Source organism: uncultured Xanthomonas sp. (assembly GCF_964278005.1).
In the GTDB taxonomy this organism is placed as follows: Bacteria; Pseudomonadota; Gammaproteobacteria; order Xanthomonadales; family Xanthomonadaceae; genus Xanthomonas_A; species Xanthomonas_A sontii.
In genome coordinates, this window is sequence record NZ_CAXYKF010000028.1 from 25,890 (window position 1) to 40,861 (window position 14,972).

The window sequence follows — 14,972 nt, forward strand, 5'->3', positions numbered from 1 at the left end:
CGTTTCCTTGGAGACGGACGGCGCATGGCGCCGGGGGAAAGGAGGGAAACCAGCGCGGGCGAACGGCGCACCGCGCGGCGACCGGCGATCAGGAGGCCCAGGCCTCGCGCGCGCCGGCGAACTCGGCGGGCGTGCCCAGGGCGCGGCCGTCGAGCGACTTGTCGATGCGCTTGACCAGCCCGGTCAGCACCTTGCCCGGGCCGCACTCGGCCAGGCGGGTGGCGCCGCCGGCGGCCAGCGCCTGCACGCAGCCGGTCCAGCGCACCGGCAGATACAACTGCTCGACCAACGCCTGGCGGATCGCCTCGACGCCCTCGTGCACCTGCGCATCGGCGTTCTGCACCACCGGCAGCTGCGGCGCCTGCCAGTCCAGTCCGCGCATCGCCTCGGCCAGGCGGCTGGCCGCCTCGCGCATCAGCGGGGTGTGCGACGGCACGCTGACCGCCAGCTTCACCGCCTTGCGCACGCCGCGCTCGGCCAGCAGCGCCAGCGCGCGGTCGACCGCCGCGGCATCGCCGCCGATCACCACCTGCCCCGGCGAGTTGTAGTTGGCCGGCACCACCACCTGGCTGCCCGCGGCCTGCGCGCAGACCTCTTCGACCAGCGCGTCCTCGGCGCCGAGCACGGCGGCCATGGCGCCCACGCCGGCCGGCGCAGCGTCCTGCATCAGTTGCCCGCGCAGCCGCACCAGGTGCGCGCCGTCGTGCAGCGACAGGGCGCCGGCGGCGACCAGCGCGCTGTATTCGCCCAGGCTGTGCCCGGCCAGCTGCGCCGGACGCGCCCCACCCTCGGCCAGCCACAGCCGCCACAGCGCCACGCTGGCGGCCAGCAGCGCCGGCTGGGTGTACTCGGTGCGGTTGAGCATCTCTTCCGGGCCGCCCTGGCTCAGCGCCCACAGGTCCACGCCGGCGCCGTCGGAGGCTTCGGCGAAGCTGTCGCGCAGCTGCGGATGCAATTCGGCCAGTTCGGCCAGCATGCCCAGCGATTGCGAACCCTGGCCGGGGAAGACGAAGGCGAGTGTGGAATCGGTCACGCGGTTGGCCCTGCGAAAATCGAGCGGCGATGATACGGGCGAAACCGGCCGGGCGTCTGTACCCGGGCGTATGTGAAATGACGGCCGGCCCATCGCGTGCCGCCGATCGTGCCTCGCTCGGCGACGCCCGGCGTCAGGCCGACAGCACACGTGAAGCGCGGGGCGCACGCGGGCGCAAGGCGTTGCGATTGCGCCTGTTGGGCAAGGTGCTGGCAGCGCGTCACCGCGGAGAGGCGTAACGAGGGGCATGGCCGATGGGCGCGGCTGGACGCCCAGGCGACAACGCCAAAAGCGCACAGCTACAGGCGAACACGCTGGGCGAATCGCGCTTTTCGCGTACGGCGTGATGTCGCGAAAGGAAGACAGACACGGACGCATCGCGGCACAGGCCGCGCGCGACCACGCACCGCGATGCACGCGCCGGACGCGCTGGCGTCATGAGAATTGGGTTCGGCGAGCGCATTGCCGCGCGTCGTGGCGACGACGCACGGCGCCCGGCATCGGATCGCGATCGCGCGCCACGACGCCGCCAACGGCGCCGGGCGCGGAAACAGGCTCAGTAGCGCAGCAGCGCCGAGCCCCAGGTGAAGCCGCCGCCGAAGGCTTCCAGCAGCAGCAACTGGCCACGCTGCACGCGGCCCGAACGCACCGCCACGTCCAGCGCCATCGGCACCGAGGCGGAGGAGGTGTTGCCGTGGATGTCCACCGTCACCACCACCTGCTCCATCGGCAGTTCCAGGCGCTTGGCGGTGGCTTCGATGATGCGCAGGTTGGCCTGGTGCGGGATCAGCCAGTCCAGGTCGTGCTTGTCCAGGCCGTTGGCCTCGAGGGTCTCGTCGACCACGGCGTCCAGCGCCTTGACCGCGTACTTGAACACCTCGCTGCCCTTCATCTGGATGCCGCCGGCGGCCGGGTCGCCGGTGCCGTCGCCCAGCCCGGTAGCGATGCCGACCGGATTCCACAGCAGCTCCTTCTTGCTGCCGTCGGCATGCAGATGGGTGCTGAGGATGCCCGTGTCTTCGTCGGCGCGCAGGACCACCGCGCCGGCACCGTCGCCGAACAGCACGCAGGTGGTGCGCTCGGTCCAATCGACGATGCGGCTGAGGGTTTCGGTGCCGATGACCAGCACGGTCTTGGCGTCGCCGCTGCGGATGAACTTGTCGGCCACGCTGAGCGCGTAGACGAAGCCGGAACAGGCGGCGTTGACGTCCAGCGCCGGGCAACCGACCACGCCGAGGCGGGCCTGGATCAGGCAGGCGGTGGACGGGAAGATCAGGTCCGGCGTGGTGGTGCCGACCACGATCATGTCGAGTTCGGCGGCATCGATGCCAGCGGCTTCGATCGCCTTCAGCGCGGCCTCATAGCCCAGATCGCCGGCGGTCTGGCCGGGGGCGGCGATGTGCCGCTCGCGGATGCCGGTACGGCTGCGGATCCATTCGTCGCTGGTGTCGACCATGTGCGACAGATCGTCGTTGGTCAACACTTTTTCAGGCAAATAGCTGCCGGTGCCCGCGATCCTGGAATAGATCCGCTTGCTCATGCTGGTTCCTGTTGCCTGTTACGCAGGCCGCCCCGGTGCGGCGCGGCCTGTGAAGATGGGTGACTCCATCCACCGCAGCGCGGTGGACGGGCACGGATCAATCTTCTTCGACCTGCGCGGTCTTGGTGGCGATCACCTTCTTGCCACGGTAGTAACCGTCGGCGGTGACGTGGTGGCGCAGGTGGATCTCGCCGCTGGTCGGATCGGTCGACAGCTGCTTGGCGCTGAGGGCGTCGTGCGAACGGCGCTGGCCGCGGCGGGACGGGGTGACACGGGATTTCTGCACAGCCATGGGATTGCTCCAAACTCGGTTCGTTTACATCTGTCGTCATTACGTCGCGCAGGACGCGCGCGTCCGGCAACAACCTCAGGCAGCGGCAGGCGGACCGACCGCTACTGTTTCTTCAGCGCCGCCAACGCCGCGAACGGGTTGACCTTGCTCGTTTCTTCCTCGGTCGCCGGCCAGTCGCGATCGACCGCCTCGCTTCCGGGCGCCACCGGCACCAACGGCACCGCCAGCACCAGCTCGTCCTCGACCAGATCGGCCGGCCGCAGCATGCCGTCTTCCGGCACCAGCAAGGCCTCGTGATCCGGCGGCAGCGCGGCTTCTTCTTCCTCGCTGCGGATCAGCCCCAGCCGCTGCACGCTCGACACCGGCAGCAGGAAGCGCTGCAGGCTGCGCTGACAGATCAGCGGCAGCTCGGTTTCGATCTTCAGTTCGACATAGGACACTTGCAGTACAGCGTCGCGGCCGAATTCCAGCGTGTAGCGGCATTCGCCTTCGGTGTCGGCCAGGCTGCCTTGCAGACGGGTCATCGCCGAGAGCGGCAGACGGTCTTCGAAGACCCTGCGCGCTGCGACCATCCGCCAGGCATCCAACAGTTCGGGCACGTTCGCGGACATAAGCCGCAGAATGTTAAGGACTGCCGGCGCCGCTGTCAAACCGCCCCCGCCCGGTCCCGGGTTGCCTTGCCGGCCAGCGCCGGCCGCCGCAGACTGCCGACCCCGGCCCGCCGCCGCCCTGCCCACCGCCGATGCCGCCGCTGATCCTGGCTTCCACTTCCGCCTACCGCCGCGAACTGCTGCAGCGGCTGCGCCTGCCCTTCGAGTGCGCCCGCCCGCAGGTCGACGAGACCCCGCTGCCCGGCGAAGCGCCGCTGGCGCTGGCGCAGCGGCTGGCGGCGGCCAAGGCGGCGGCGGTCGCGGCCACTGCCGGGGAGGCCTGGGTGATCGGCTCGGACCAGGTCGCCGAACTGGACGGCCAACCGCTGGGCAAGCCAGGCGAGGTGGCCGCGGCGCACGCGCAGCTGGCGGCCATGTCCGGGCGCAGCGTGCGCTTCCACACCGCGGTCTGCCTGCAGCGCGGCACACGCACCCTGCACGCCTGCGACCTCACCGAGGTCCGGTTCCGCGACCTGCAGGCCGAGGCCATCGCCCGCTACGTCGCCGCCGAACAGCCGCTGGACTGCGCCGGCAGCTTCAAGTGCGAGGGCCTGGGCATCAGCCTGTTCCGCGCGATCCAGACCCAGGATCCGACCGCGCTGATCGGCCTGCCGTTGATCGCGCTGTCCGAGTTGCTGCGCGAGGCCGGCTTCGTGCTGCCCTAGCTCACTGCAGCCGGCACCACTGGTACGGGAAGCGCGCCTGCCCGACCCAGGATTGGTAGATCTGACAGGACCCCGGCTGCAGCGCCAGGCCGTAGCGCGCCAGTTGCTGCGCCGCCAGCGCCTGGGTCTGGCGATCCGCGGCGGCGACATCCACGGCCCGTTCCGGCAGCAGCACCCAGCGACAACGACCGGCATCCACCTCCACACCGGCGCGCACCGGGCGCCGCGCCAGGCGCCGCATCAACGCGCAGTCTGGGCCGCGATCCAGGCCCAGGCGCGCGGCCACCGCATTGAGCCGCTGCAGGCGCTCGACATTGCGATCCACTTCCGCCGGCAACAGCGCATAGCCCTGCCCGCGCGCCGCCAGCATCTCGCGCACCCGCGTGGCGTAGGCCGGCGTTTCCGGGAAATTGGAGGCGACCGACGCGTACGCCGCCTGCCCGGGCAGGAACGGAATGCGCCAGGACTCCGGTGCATCGCCGACCAGCAGCACCAGGCTGCGCTCGGGTTGCAGCATCGGCGGCGCCTGCACCCGGAACGCCTCGCGCGCCCAGCGCTCGTGCCCCCATTCGCCCCAGCCGTACAGCGCAAAGGCCGCACAGGCGATCAGGGTCCAGCGCGCCGCCGGGGCAGCGATGCGCGCCGGCAGCAGCCGCCGCAGCCCCACCCACAGCAGCAACGGCGCCAGCAACTCCGGCACCACCAGGTAGCGCTGGATGCTGAAGGCCGCCTGCCAGGCGAGGAAGGCGACCACCACGAACACCAGCACCGCGCGCCACGCCGGCGCGACCACCTCCGCCGGCGCGGAGCCGCGCAAACCCCGCAGCATCCAGCGCAGCAGCGCGACCAGGCCCAGCAGATACAGCAGCGGCCACACCAGTTGCCGCAGGCGCACCTCGCTGACCCGGTTCGGCGCCAGCGAGAACTGCAGCGGCCAGGTCAGCCACTCCCACAGCGTCTTCGGCAACCAGCGCGTGTCGCTGACCGCCACCGGCTGCGCCAGCGGCGCCATGAAGTGGCTGTTGAACTGCGGGAACAGCGGATTGCCGAAGGTCTGCCACACCCGCAGCAGCCACGGCCCGGCCAGCAGCGCGAAGCTGAGCACCGTCACCGTAGTCAGCACTGCGGCGCCGCCGATCCGTTGCCGCGGGCGACCGCCGGCGACCAGCGCGGCCACGCCCAGGGCCAGCGCGAACAGGGCGTTGGTCAGCTTGCAGGCCATCGCCAGCCCGAGCAGGGCGCCGGCCAGCGCCCACCAGCCCAGCGCCACGCCCTGCCCCGCGGCCTGCTGGCGGCGTTGCGCGTACAGTGCGGCGAGCAGCGCGCCCAGCACCGGCAGCGCGCTGGTGTTGTCGCCCATGGTGCCGGCGAACTCGGACAGGAACGCGGCGCTGCACAGCCCGGCCAGCGCCAGCCACGGCACCAGCCGCGCGCGGTCCAGCCGCGGGTCCAGCACCTGCCAGACGATGCCGGCCAGCAGCAGGAACGCCAGTGCGTGCAGCACGCCCATCGCGAACCCGGCCAGCGGCGCAGGCAGGCCAACGAACAGCGCGTAATGCAACACGTCCAGCAGCGGATTGAAGTAGCTCTGCATCTGCGCCGGCGCCAGGTCGATGCCGAGGCGGCCGTGCAGGACGGCGTAGCCGTTGTACAGGTGGTAGTTGCGCAGGTCCCAGTTGGCGTCCTGACCCAGCCACAGCGACAGCAGCCCACCCAAGAGCGCGACCGCCACACCCGCCGCGATCACGTTGCCGCGGCTGTGGAAGGCGAAGCGGCGATCCAGCGCGGCCAGCAGGCGCTGGCGGCGCGTCGGGCGCGGCAGCGCCGCAGCAGCAGTGGTGCTCATGCGCCGTCACCATGATGCGCACCCTGCGCGTCCGCCGCCGGCCAGGCCGGGATCGCCAGGTAAGCCAGGCGCTTGGCCTCGATGCGGCCGCGCGTGACCGTGTCCAGGATCAGCCCGCAGGCCAGCAGCAGCACACCCAGCAACACCAACGCCGAACACAGGATCGCGGTGGGAAACCGCGGCACCAGGCCGGTCTGCGCATAGGTCAGCAACAGCGGCACTGCCAGCGCCAGCGCCAGCAGCACGCAGGCGCCGAAACCCAGCGAGAAGAACAGCAAGGGCCGCTCGGCCTTGAACAGGCGCAGGATGGTCAGCAGGATGCGGGTGCCGTCGTGCCAGGTGCGCAGCTTGCTCTGCGATCCTTCCGGACGCGCGCCGTAGGCCGTGTCCACCTCCGCCACCGGCATGCGCAGTTGCAGCGCGTGCACCGCCAGTTCGGTCTCGGTCTCGAAGCCGGCGGCATGCGCGGGAAACGACTTCACGTAGCGCCGCGAGAACACCCGGTAGCCGGACAGCATGTCGTCGAAGCTGCGCCCGAACAGGAAGCCCACGCAGCGGGTCAGCAGCACGTTGCCGGTGCGATGGCCGGCGCGGTACGCCGCCGCTTCGTCGCTGCGGCGCGCGCCGACCACCATGTCCAGTCCGTCGCGCAGCAGCCGCTCGACCAGCGCCGGCGCCATCGCCGCATCGTAGGTCGCATCGCCGTCGACCAGCACGTAGACGTCGGCCTCGATGTCGGCGAACAGGCGCCGCACCACGTTGCCCTTGCCCTGCAGCGCGACCTCGCGCACCACCGCGCCGGCCGCACGCGCCCGGGCGATGGTGGCGTCGCTGGAATTGTTGTCGAACACATGGACCTGCGCGCCCGGCAGATGCGTGGCGAAATCGGCCACGACCCGGCCGATGGTGGCCGCTTCGTTGTGGCACGGCACCAGCACCGCGATCCGCGGCGCGGCCGCGGGGCGATCGGAGGGGAAACTGGACATGGGCGGCGTGCGGTCCTGCGCGGCAGCGTGGAAAGGCGCGCCATCCTAGCTCAGTGCGGGCGCAGCACGATCGGTTGTTCCCACCAATCCTCGACGCTGCCGTCGCGGCCGTGCAGGCGCAGGCCCAGCCAGTGCGTGCCCGGTGCCAGGCCACTGGCATCGACGGTGGCACGGAAGCCGATGTTCGGATGATTGGGATCCGTGGAGATCTTCCAGAACCTGGTGACGTCGTAGACGTCGCCGTAGTGCGCCTGCGCCGCGACCTTGCCGTCGAGCAGCACCTCGACCCGGTCGATCCCCACCCCGTCCTTGAACGCCCAGCCGGACACGTCGAAGCGGCGCCCGACGCTGGCGTCCACGTCCGGGGTGTTGAACCAGGCCATCGCCGGCGTCGCGCAGGGGCCGGCCGCGCGCTGCGCCGGCAGCGCGAACAGCAGGAAACGCTGGCTGCCGTGGTCGCTGGAGACCACCCGCGGCGGCGGCAGCGGACCGACCAGGTCGCAGACCGCGTGGTAGCGCTGCAGCAGCAGCCGGTACTTCATGTCGCTGGGCGATAGCACCAGCAGCCGTGGACCGTCGCGGTGGCCGTCGCTGAGCAGACCCCACTGCTGCAGTTGTGCGCTGCGCCCGTGCTTGTCGTTCAACGGATGCGGCAGCACCTGGATGTTGGGATCGCGCAGTTCGAAGCCGAGTTCGGCGCCGACCTTGAAGTTGTCCGCCAGCACCTGGGTGCCGGGCGGCATGCTCGCCAGTTCGCGACGCACCGCGTCGGCCAGCGGCCGCCAGCCGGCGAAGTTGCGCGGGTAGTACTTGTCGCCGGCGGTGTGCTCGCGCACCGCCGGCACCGACACCGCCAGGTAGTAGCCGAACGCACCGACCAGGCCCAGCCCGGCCAGCAACCAGGTGGCGCGGCGCAGCGGCTTGCTCCAACCGTTGAGGATCACCGGCGTGGCGATCAGCAACGCCAGATAACCCGGCAGCGGCCAGTGGAAGCTGACCCGCTCGGCGTCGGTGAAGAACCCGAGCAGGAAGATGCCCAGCGTGGACACCCCGCCGAGCAGGCCGAAATACCGCCACTGCACGCGCGTGCCGCTGCTGCCGCCGCGCGTGGCCATCAGCGCCACCTTGGTCATCGCCACCGCCAGCAACGGCGTGACCAGCAGCAACTGGATCAGCAGGAAGGCGATGCCGGCGGGCTGAAAGCTCCAGGGATGGCGGTCGACCAACTGGAACTTGAGACCGGCCTCGCCGTTGTCCGCGTTCCAGGCCAGCAGCGGCAGCCAGGCGACCATGCCCAGCGCCAGCGCGACCCATACCTGCGGATCGCGCAGCATGCGTCGGCCCTGCGGGATCAGCAGCAGCGCGATCGCGCCGACGCCGATCACGCCGACGAAGCGGTAATGGCTCAGCGCGCCGATGACCAGGCCCAGCGCCAGCTCCACCGCGCTCAGCGCCTCGGTCTGGCGCAGCAGCCGCGCGGTGGCGTCGATGCACAGGATCGTCGCCAGCGCCATCGGCACGTCCGGCAGCGCCAGGATGCCCAGGGTGCCGGACAGCGGCATCAGCAAGACCAGGCTGCCGGCGCGCCAGCCCGCCACTGCGCCGAACCAGCGCGTGGCGATGCGTGCGATCAGCCACGGCACGGCCGCACCCAGCAGCAGGAACGGCGCGCGCAACGCCAGCAGGTGGTCGCCGCCGAGCGCCACGCCCAACCGCGCCAGCCACGCGGTCAGCCCGGGCAGGTCCGAGTAGGCCAGCGCCAGATGCTGGCCTTCCTGCCAATAGAATGCCTCGTCCACGAACAACGGCAGGCGCGCGGCGACCAGCAGTTTGGCGGCGGTGACGAGCGTCCACAGCACGATGAAGACGCTGCGTGCACGTTGTTCCCCTTGCATTGCCCGTAAACTCCCTGAAACCGTTGCGAGAATGCGATGCCTACTCCGCTCCGCTTGCCGGAAATGCTAACCGATACGTTGCGCGAGGCGCTCACGCGCGCCCAGCAGCAGGTCAACGCGCTGGTCCTGGGCAAGCCGCAACAGGTGCGCATGGCCTTTGTCGCCCTGCTGTCCGGCGGACATCTGTTGATCGAGGACCTGCCCGGCCTGGGCAAGACCACGCTGGCGCATGCGCTGGCGGCGAGCCTGGGGCTGGGCTTCCAGCGCGTGCAGTTCACCTCCGATCTGCTGCCGGCCGATGTGCTCGGCGTGTCGGTGTACGACGCGCAGTCGCGCCAGTTCCAGTTCCATCCCGGCCCGGTGTTCACCCACGTGCTGCTCGCCGACGAGATCAATCGCGCGCCGCCGCGCACGCAGAGCGCGCTGCTGGAAGCGATGGCCGAACAGCAGGTCACCCTCGACGGCACCACCCATCCGCTGCCCTCGCCGTTCTTCGTGATCGCCACCCAGAACCCGGTGGACCTGTCCGGCACCTTCCCGCTGCCCGACTCGCAACTGGACCGCTTCCTGCTGCGGCTGGCCCTGGGCTATCCCAACGCCGAGGCCGAACGCGCGCTGCTCAGCGGCAGCGACCGCCGCGACCTCATCGCACAGGCGCAGCCACTGCTCGGCGAGGCCGACATGGCCACGCTGCGCCAGGGCGTGGAGCAGATCCACGCCAGCGAGGCGCTGGTTGCCTATGTGCAGGCACTGCTGGCGCGCAGCCGCCAGCACCCGGGCGTGCGCGTGGGCCTGTCGCCGCGCGCCGGCATCGCCCTGCTGCGCGCGGCCAAGGCGCATGCGCTGCTGCTCGGCCGCGGCCATGTGCTGCCCGAGGACGTGCAGGCGCTGTTCGTGGCCGTCGCCGAGCATCGCCTGGTGGCCGAACAGGAATCGGCCTCCGGCCAGGCCCTGGCCAAGGCGATCCTGCACAGCGTCGCGGTGGACTGACGCCGATGCCGAGCGGGCGGCGCGACTGGCGGCAGCGACTGGCGCAGTTGGCCGCGCCGCGCGCGCCGGAAGCGCTGCCGGTGCATCTGGACCGGCGCCGCATCTACATCCTGCCGACGCCGTTCGGCGGCTTCCTGGCGCTGCTGCTGGCGGCGATGCTGCTCGGCGCGCTGAACTACAACAACAACCCCGCGCTGCTGCTGGCGATGCTGCTCGGCGCGGCGGCGATGGCCAGCGCCATCGTCGCCCATCTGCAGTTGTCCGGACTGCGCCTGGAGGCGCTGTCGGCCGAGCCGGTCGCGGCCGGGCAACCGCTGCGCCTGCGGCTGGCATTGGCCACCGCCGACGGCCGCCGCCGCCGCGGCCTGCGCGTGCGCCACGGTGCCGCCCACACCTACCTGGACCTGCACCGCGACGATCGCAACGAGGCCGACCTGGAGGTGCCCACCGAGCGTCGCGGCTGGCTGGACCTGCAACGCATCCAGGTCTCCACCACCCAGCCGCTGGGCCTGCTGCGCGCCTGGGCCTGGTTCTGGCCGGATGCCCCGCTGCTGGTCTATCCGCAACCGGAAGCCGACGGCCCGCCGCTGCCTGCAGGCGCCGGCACCCCAACCCAGACCCGCCTGCACGCGCTCGGCGAGGAACTGCATCAGTTACGTCCCTACCGCGCCGGCGATGCGCCGCGGGCGATCGCGTGGAAACACTCGGCGCGCCGCGACACCCTGCTGGTGCGCGAGTACGAACGCCCGATCGGCGTGGACGTGGTACTGGACTGGCGCACGCTGCCGGCCTTGCCGCACGAACGCCGCATCGCGCGGCTGGCGCGCTGGGTCGAGGAAGCCGAACGCGACGGCCGCCGCTACCGCCTGCTGCTGCCTGGGCAACCGGCGCTGGGGCCGGGCCGCGGCCCGCAGCACCGGCATCTGTGCCTGCGCGCGCTGGCGCTGCTGCCGCATGACTGAGCCACACTCGCCCGCACTGCACGCCGCCAGCCGCGCCTGGGCGCTGGGCGCGGCGCTGCTGGCCTTGCTGCCGCTGCTGCTGCAATTACCCGGCACCCTGGCCTGGCTGATCGCGCTGTCCGCCCTGCTGATCGGCGCCAGTTCGGCGTGGCGGCCGCTGCCGGCGCTGCTGCGCTTGGTCCTGGTCGCCGTCATGCTCGCGGCGCTGTACTGGCAGGTCGGCCTGCGCTTCGGCCGCGACACCGGCTGCGCACTGCTGGCGGCGATGCTGGCGATCAAGCCCTCGGAACTGAAGAGCCTGCGCGATGCGCGCAGCCTGCTCGGCTTCGCCCTGTTCGCGCCGTTCGCCGCCTTCCTGCTCGACCAGGGGCCGGTGACGATGGCGCTGGGGCTGGCCGCGGTGATCGCGGCCCTGCTGTGCATGCAGCGCCTGGCCGACCAGGAAGGCCACAGCGCGCGGCGCCCGTTGCGTGGGCAACTGCGCGGCGTCGGCCGCCTGCTGGCGCTGGGCCTGCCGCTGGCGCTGGCCGCGTTCTGGCTGTTCCCGCGCCTGGGCTCGCCGTTGTGGGGCGTACCGGAACGTGCGCTGGGCCGTCCCGGCCTGTCGGACACGATGAGCCCCGGGGAATGGTTGGACCTGTTGGCCGACGACACCCCGGCGTTGCGCGTGCAGTTCTTCGGCCCGGTGCCGGCGCCGGCGCAGCGCTACTGGCGCGGCCCGGTGCTGTGGGATTTCGACGGTCGCACCTGGCGTGCGCCGCGCGACAACGCCTTCGCGCCGGCACCCACGATCCAGCTCGCACCCGGCGGCTGGGACTACCAGCTCGAGGTGGAACCGACCGACCGCCGGCAACTGGTCGCCCTGGACCTGCCGCGGCAGGCACCGGCCGGCACCCGGCTGACGGCCGACGCCGTGCTGCAGACCGAGCGCCCGCTCAGCGCGCTGACCCGCTGGCGGCTGCGGTCGGCGCTGCCGCAACGGGTGGAGGCCGATCTCGCGCCGGCGCAACGGCAGCGCGCGCTGGCGTTGCCGCCCGGTTACAACCCGCGCACCCTGGCGCTGGCCCGGCAGTGGCGGCAGCAGGCCGGCGCCGACGATGCGGCGATCGTCGCCCGCGCCCTGCAATGGATCCGCCGCGACTTCGCCTACACCCTGGAGACGCCGCTGCCCGGCCGCGACGGCGTGGACGAGTTCCTGTTCCAGCAGAAGGCCGGGTTCTGCCAGCACTTCAGTTCGGCGTTCGTGGTGCTGATGCGCGGCGCCGGCATTCCTGCACGTGTGGTCACCGGTTATGCCGGCGGCACCCGCAATGCGTTCGGCGACTACTGGGTGGTGCGGCGCATGGACGCGCACGCCTGGGCCGAGGTGTGGCTGCCGCAACGCGGCTGGGTGCGGGTGGACCCGACCGCGGCGGTGGCGCCGGAACGCATCTACGACACCCTGGAGGACCGTCTGGGCAGCGATGCCGGCGCGCAGGGCGGCGGCGCCGACTGGCGCTGGCGCGACCTCGCCGACTGGGCACGACGCGGCTGGAACGACCTGGTGCTGTCCTTCGACGCCAACCGCCAGCAGCGCCTGCTCAGCCAGTTCGGCATCGCCCGCCTGGAACCCGGGCAACTGGTGGCGCTGTTCGCCGGATTCGCCGCGGTGCTGCTGGGTGCGATGGCCTGGTGGCTGGCGCGCGGCGAGCGCGAACGCGATCCGCTGCTGCGGGCATGGCGGGCGCTGGGCCGGCGCTACGCCCGGCGCGGGCTGGGCCGCGACCCGCACGAACCGGCCCTGGCGTGGGCGGCGCGCGTACAGCGGGAAACCGGCGATGCGAGCCTGATTCCGCTCAGCCGGCGTTTCGCCGATGCGCGCTACGCTGGCGCTGATTCGGACAGCGCTTCATTGTTGCGCGACCTGCGCAGGCACCGTCCGCCCACTGGAGCATCCCGATGAAGATTCGCCTGCTGTTCCCCGTGATCGCTGCGCTGGCGCTCGGCGCCTGCGCCACCGCCCCCAAGCCGCTGCAGGGCCAGTTCGCGCCCGTCAGCCCGCGCGACTCGGTCGCCGGCCAGCAGGCCGGCGCGCCGGTGCGCTGGGGCGGCAAGATCATCAAGACCACGCCCGGCCAGGGCCAGACCTGCTTCCAGATGCTGTCGCGTCCGCTCAATGCCAGCGGCCGCCCGGACAGCGATGCCGCCGACGCCAGCGATGGCCGCTTCATCGCCTGCCGCGCCGGCTTCTACGACCCGGCGGTGTTCGAGCCCGGCCGCGAGGTGACCTTCATCGGCCACGTGTCCGGCTACGACAACACCCGCATCGGCGAGTACGACTACCGCCTGCCGAAGATGGACGCGGACGTGGTGTACCTTTGGCCGGTGGTGCGCCAGGTCGAAGTGGTGCCCGCCTATCCGTACGGCCCCTGGGGCGGCCCGTGGGGCCCGTGGGGTCCGCGCTGGGGCTGGTGGTAAGCCCTGCGTTTCTGCCGCAACGAAAAACGCCGCTGATCCAGCGGCGTTTTTTTATGCCTGCACGTTCGCGCCAGCCGCTGCTCAGGGCGTGCCGAAGCGCCCGAGCGGCGCACCGGCGAGCAGATGCAGGTGCAGATGGAACACGGTCTGCCCGGCGTGCTCGCGGCAGTTGATCACCACCCGGTAGCCGTCCTGGGCCAGGCCCTGCTCGCGCGCATAGCTGGCCGCGGCCAGCACCAGCCGGCCGACCAGGGTCGCCTGCTCCGGCGCCAGGTCGTCCAGGGTCGGAATCTCCACCTGCTTGGGAATGAAGAGCACATGCACCGGCGCCTGCGGCGCGATGTCCTTGAAGCCGAGCACGGCGTCGTCCTCGTAGACGATGCTGGCCGGAATTTCGCGACGGATGATCTTGCCGAAGATGGTGTCCATGGAGCGCGCCCGGAACGAAAGAAGGGGCCGCCGTTATAGCCCAATTCGGCGTCGCACCGCAGCCGCGTGCGGCGGTTACTCGCCGGTGCCGGTGCGCGGCACTTCGCTGCGGCTGCCGAAGGCATGCGACAGGGTGCCGCGATCCACGTACTCCAGCTCGCCGCCGAGCGGCAGGCCCTGCGCCAACCGGCTCGGCCGCACGCCATGCTGACGCGCCAGTTGCGCCAGGTAATGCGCGGTGGCCTCGCCTTCGACCGTGGAGTTGGTGGCGATGATCAGTTCGGCCACCTCGCCCTGCGCCAACCGCGCGGCCAGCCGGTCCAGGCCCAGTTCGCGCGGGCCGATGCCGTCCAGCGGCGACAGCCGGCCCTGCAGGATGAAGTACAGGCCGCGGTAGCCGGTGGCGTGCTCGATCGCCAGGCGGTCGGCCGGCGACTCCACCGCGCACAGCTGCTGGCGATCGCGGGCCGGACTGGCGCAGATCGCACAGACCTCGGTTTCGCTGAAATCGCGGCATTGCGCGCAATGACCGATGCGTTCGATCGCCTCGTGCAACCGCTCGGCCAGACGCTGCCCGCCCTCGCGCTCGCGCTCGAGCACGTGATACGCCATGCGCTGCGCGGTCTTCTGGCCGACGCCAGGCAACACGCGGAACGCATCGATCAGTTGTTCGAGCAGCGGCGAGCTCATTGTGGTTGGGGATTCGGGAGTGGGGATTGGGGATTCGTAAAAGAAACATCGCTGTCACGCGATGTTTTCGTAGGAGCGGCTTCAGCCGCGAGGGGCGTTACCGATAATGCCCCTCGCGGCTGAAGCCGCTCCTACGCGGAGGAATTCACCGAAGCAGGAGAGGCAGCGCACTCGCGAAAAACCGCGAATCCCCAATCCCGAATCCCGGCAACTCAGAACGGCAGCTTCATGCCCGGCGGGATCGGCATGCCGGCGGTGGCCGCGCCCATGCGCGCCTTGGATTCGGCATCGATCTTGTTGGAGGCGTCGTTGAAGGCAGCGGCGATCAGGTCCTCGGCCATTTCCTGGTCGGCCAGGATGCTCGGATCGATCCGCACCTTGCGGCACTCCTTGGCGCCGGTCAGGGTCACGTTGACCATGCCGCCGCCGGCGCTGCCGGTGACTTCCAGCTTGGCCAGTTCTTCCTGGGCGCGCTGCAGGTTTTCCTGCATCTTCTGCGCCTGTTGCATCAGTTGGGCGATATTGCCGCGCATCGTG

15 protein-coding genes are annotated in these 14,972 nt (G+C 71.3%); 5 read left to right on the forward strand and 10 right to left on the reverse strand.

What is annotated here, in order from left to right:
- Positions 1 to 88: 88 nt before the first annotated feature.
- The 4 genes from fabD to ACHWVH_RS20015 form a co-directional block, all read right to left on the reverse strand.
- Positions 89 to 1,033: an ACP S-malonyltransferase gene (fabD, locus tag ACHWVH_RS20000; RefSeq protein ID WP_394687835.1), complete on the reverse strand. Its 945-nt coding sequence runs from the start codon at positions 1,031 to 1,033 to the stop codon at positions 89 to 91.
- Between the two features lie 556 nt (positions 1,034 to 1,589).
- The gene (locus ACHWVH_RS20005; protein WP_010342478.1) at positions 1,590 to 2,573 is read right to left on the reverse strand and encodes a beta-ketoacyl-ACP synthase III; all 984 of its coding nucleotides are present in this window, start codon (positions 2,571 to 2,573) and stop codon (positions 1,590 to 1,592) included.
- 97 nt (positions 2,574 to 2,670) lie between these two features.
- Complete coding sequence (gene rpmF, locus ACHWVH_RS20010; protein WP_010342479.1) at positions 2,671 to 2,865, reverse strand: 50S ribosomal protein L32; 195 nt, start codon at positions 2,863 to 2,865, stop codon at positions 2,671 to 2,673.
- Positions 2,866 to 2,966: 101 nt separating this feature from the next.
- On the reverse strand, positions 2,967 to 3,476 hold the full coding sequence (locus tag ACHWVH_RS20015; protein WP_010342480.1) for a DUF177 domain-containing protein: 510 nt from the start codon (positions 3,474 to 3,476) through the stop codon (positions 2,967 to 2,969).
- 131 nt (positions 3,477 to 3,607) lie between these two features.
- Here ACHWVH_RS20015 and ACHWVH_RS20020 point away from each other — a divergent pair, with 131 nt between their 5' ends.
- Positions 3,608 to 4,180: a Maf family protein gene (locus tag ACHWVH_RS20020; RefSeq protein ID WP_394687836.1), complete on the forward strand. Its 573-nt coding sequence runs from the start codon at positions 3,608 to 3,610 to the stop codon at positions 4,178 to 4,180.
- Between the two features lies 1 nt (position 4,181).
- Here ACHWVH_RS20020 and ACHWVH_RS20025 read toward each other — a convergent pair whose 3' ends face one another.
- From ACHWVH_RS20025 to ACHWVH_RS20035, 3 genes are read right to left on the reverse strand one after another with little or no spacing between them, the layout of a single operon-like run.
- Positions 4,182 to 6,026 carry a hypothetical protein gene (locus ACHWVH_RS20025; protein ID WP_394687837.1) on the reverse strand — a complete coding sequence of 615 codons (1,845 nt, stop codon included), beginning with the start codon at positions 6,024 to 6,026 and terminating at the stop codon, positions 4,182 to 4,184.
- Complete coding sequence (locus ACHWVH_RS20030; RefSeq protein ID WP_017912660.1) at positions 6,023 to 7,012, reverse strand: glycosyltransferase family 2 protein; 990 nt, start codon at positions 7,010 to 7,012, stop codon at positions 6,023 to 6,025. The genes ACHWVH_RS20025 and ACHWVH_RS20030 overlap by 4 nt, the downstream gene beginning before the upstream one ends.
- A gap of 50 nt (positions 7,013 to 7,062) precedes the next feature.
- Positions 7,063 to 8,907, reverse strand: a complete 1,845-nt coding sequence (locus tag ACHWVH_RS20035) for a glycosyltransferase family 39 protein (RefSeq protein WP_295925390.1) — start codon at positions 8,905 to 8,907, stop codon at positions 7,063 to 7,065.
- Positions 8,908 to 8,943: 36 nt separating this feature from the next.
- Here ACHWVH_RS20035 and ACHWVH_RS20040 point away from each other — a divergent pair, with 36 nt between their 5' ends.
- From ACHWVH_RS20040 to ACHWVH_RS20055, 4 genes are read left to right on the forward strand one after another with little or no spacing between them, the layout of a single operon-like run.
- Positions 8,944 to 9,897, forward strand: coding sequence for a MoxR family ATPase (locus ACHWVH_RS20040; protein WP_150410543.1), 954 nt, complete (start codon positions 8,944 to 8,946; stop codon positions 9,895 to 9,897).
- A gap of 5 nt (positions 9,898 to 9,902) precedes the next feature.
- A complete protein-coding gene (locus ACHWVH_RS20045; RefSeq protein WP_267100648.1) occupies positions 9,903 to 10,859 on the forward strand; it encodes a DUF58 domain-containing protein in 957 nt (318 codons plus the stop codon).
- Complete coding sequence (locus tag ACHWVH_RS20050; RefSeq protein ID WP_394687838.1) at positions 10,852 to 12,801, forward strand: transglutaminaseTgpA domain-containing protein; 1,950 nt, start codon at positions 10,852 to 10,854, stop codon at positions 12,799 to 12,801. Before ACHWVH_RS20045 ends, ACHWVH_RS20050 begins: the two co-directional genes overlap by 8 nt.
- Complete coding sequence (locus tag ACHWVH_RS20055) at positions 12,798 to 13,316, forward strand: Slp family lipoprotein (protein WP_017914772.1); 519 nt, start codon at positions 12,798 to 12,800, stop codon at positions 13,314 to 13,316. Before ACHWVH_RS20050 ends, ACHWVH_RS20055 begins: the two co-directional genes overlap by 4 nt.
- 81 nt (positions 13,317 to 13,397) lie before the next feature.
- On the opposite strand, the gene ACHWVH_RS20060 is transcribed toward ACHWVH_RS20055, so the two are convergent.
- The 3 genes from ACHWVH_RS20060 to ACHWVH_RS20070 form a co-directional block, all read right to left on the reverse strand.
- Positions 13,398 to 13,745, reverse strand: a complete 348-nt coding sequence (locus ACHWVH_RS20060) for a histidine triad nucleotide-binding protein (protein ID WP_010342491.1) — start codon at positions 13,743 to 13,745, stop codon at positions 13,398 to 13,400.
- Between the two features lie 75 nt (positions 13,746 to 13,820).
- Positions 13,821 to 14,435, reverse strand: a complete 615-nt coding sequence (gene recR / locus ACHWVH_RS20065) for a recombination mediator RecR (RefSeq protein ID WP_017909283.1) — start codon at positions 14,433 to 14,435, stop codon at positions 13,821 to 13,823.
- Between the two features lie 212 nt (positions 14,436 to 14,647).
- On the reverse strand, positions 14,648 to 14,968 hold the full coding sequence (locus tag ACHWVH_RS20070) for a YbaB/EbfC family nucleoid-associated protein (RefSeq protein ID WP_017909282.1): 321 nt from the start codon (positions 14,966 to 14,968) through the stop codon (positions 14,648 to 14,650).
- Positions 14,969 to 14,972 lie beyond the last annotated feature (4 nt).

Coding starts and splice junctions, on each gene's coding strand:
- ACHWVH_RS20005 (WP_010342478.1), bottom strand. CDS start 2,573: ATGAGCAAGCGGATCTATTCCAGGATCGCGGGCACCGGCAGCTATTTG.
- rpmF (WP_010342479.1), bottom strand. CDS start 2,865: ATGGCTGTGCAGAAATCCCGTGTCACCCCGTCCCGCCGCGGCCAGCGC.
- ACHWVH_RS20015 (WP_010342480.1), bottom strand. CDS start 3,476: ATGTCCGCGAACGTGCCCGAACTGTTGGATGCCTGGCGGATGGTCGCA.
- ACHWVH_RS20020 (WP_394687836.1), top strand. CDS start 3,608: ATGCCGCCGCTGATCCTGGCTTCCACTTCCGCCTACCGCCGCGAACTG.
- ACHWVH_RS20025 (WP_394687837.1), bottom strand. CDS start 6,026: ATGAGCACCACTGCTGCTGCGGCGCTGCCGCGCCCGACGCGCCGCCAG.
- ACHWVH_RS20030 (WP_017912660.1), bottom strand. CDS start 7,012: ATGTCCAGTTTCCCCTCCGATCGCCCCGCGGCCGCGCCGCGGATCGCG.
- ACHWVH_RS20035 (WP_295925390.1), bottom strand. CDS start 8,907: ATGCAAGGGGAACAACGTGCACGCAGCGTCTTCATCGTGCTGTGGACG.
- ACHWVH_RS20040 (WP_150410543.1), top strand. CDS start 8,944: ATGCCTACTCCGCTCCGCTTGCCGGAAATGCTAACCGATACGTTGCGC.
- ACHWVH_RS20045 (WP_267100648.1), top strand. CDS start 9,903: ATGCCGAGCGGGCGGCGCGACTGGCGGCAGCGACTGGCGCAGTTGGCC.
- ACHWVH_RS20050 (WP_394687838.1), top strand. CDS start 10,852: ATGACTGAGCCACACTCGCCCGCACTGCACGCCGCCAGCCGCGCCTGG.
- ACHWVH_RS20055 (WP_017914772.1), top strand. CDS start 12,798: ATGAAGATTCGCCTGCTGTTCCCCGTGATCGCTGCGCTGGCGCTCGGC.
- ACHWVH_RS20060 (WP_010342491.1), bottom strand. CDS start 13,745: ATGGACACCATCTTCGGCAAGATCATCCGTCGCGAAATTCCGGCCAGC.
- recR (WP_017909283.1), bottom strand. CDS start 14,435: ATGAGCTCGCCGCTGCTCGAACAACTGATCGATGCGTTCCGCGTGTTG.
- ACHWVH_RS20070 (WP_017909282.1), bottom strand. CDS start 14,968: ATGCGCGGCAATATCGCCCAACTGATGCAACAGGCGCAGAAGATGCAG.